At 67.2% G+C, this 1,322-nt stretch carries 1 protein-coding gene; it reads right to left on the reverse strand.

Annotated features, from left to right (window positions below; all coding sequences use genetic code 11):
* A partial coding sequence (locus AC07DW_RS34530) for a hypothetical protein (RefSeq protein WP_478861537.1) occupies positions 1–1,322 on the reverse strand: 1,322 nt, incomplete at both ends.

Below are 1,322 nucleotides of genomic sequence, written 5' to 3' on the forward strand. Positions count from 1 at the left end.
GAGGCGGTGGCGCGGTCGGCGTCGTCGAGTTTCTCGGTGGTAGTGGTGACGGCCTTGGCGGGGTCGTTCTCCCCGGCGGGCAGCAGCGCGGTGGTCCTGGTGTTCGCGACGTCGTCGTAGGAGAAGAGCTGTGTCATGCCGTTGGGGGCAACCGCCTTGACCGGCCGGCCGAGCAGGTCGTTCGTGGTGACTGTTTTGCGTCCTGCGCTGTCGGTGGTGGTGGCGGTCAGGCCGTCGGGGGAGTACTCCACCTTCTGCAGTGTCCGCACGCCGGGGTCACTGGTGATCTTCCCGCCGGTGATGTTGTCGGTCTTCTTCTCCACCCGTCCCAGCAGATCCCTGGTCTCCACGGTGACGTGCCCGTCGGGGGTGGTGAGTGTGGTGGAGGTCGGGGTGTGGGCGGCGGTGACGGCCAGTCCGTCCGGGCCGGTCTCCTTGACCACCCGCCCCGCATCGTCATACACCGTCTTCGATGCCCGGCCCGCCGTGTCCACCGTTTCGACGACCTCACCGGTGGCCAGATCCGAGACCTGCTTCACCGTCCCCGCCGGCGTAGTCACCGCATCAGTACGCGTATGAGCGCCGGTGTCGATGCTGGTGGTGTAGGTCTCCGTCAGCTTCTGCGGCCCCTCATCACCTTCCGGGCGTGCGCCCTCCGCCCAGGTGACGGTCTTCGATGCCAGCTCACCATGCTCATCGGTCTCGAAACTGGTGGTGGTGCGGGCCTTGGGCGTTTCGCCCGGCTTGTTGGCGATGGCTTCGGTGGTGGTGGCAACATGCCTGCCGTCGGGGGTGAGGGTGTTCTTCGTTTCGGCGATCGTGCCGTCGGTGCCGGTGGTGACCGATTTCACCGGCTGCCCGTAGGGCCCGTACTCGGTGCGGGTCACCGCCCCGGTGGCGTCCTTGCGCTCCACCTGCCGGCCATGATCATCAAACACCGCGGTCTCGGTCGTGGTGCGCTGCCTGCCGCCGGGGCCCAGGTGCGTGACCCGTGCTTCGGTGGGTTTGGCGTAGTTCGCGGGCAGCGCTGACGGTGAGGGCGGCGTCTCGTCCTTCTCGCCCGTGTAGTCCATGCCCTGTTTGTGCAGGCTGACCCGCTTGTCCCCGGCAACCAGGAACGTCTCCCGCTCCTGCAGCAAATGCAGCTTGTTATACGTCGAGCGCACCACCGACACCCCGTCGGACAGCTCGGTGGCGTACCGGTAGCCCTGGGCTGCGGTATCGGCGGCGTCGAACAGGCCGAAGGTGGTGTGCTGGTACTTCGGGAAACCGGCGTGGTTGTGCAGCTGCCCGTCCACCGGCACCAGGGAGAAACTCTTCGG

The organism is Streptomyces sp. NPDC045701 (assembly GCF_056432045.1).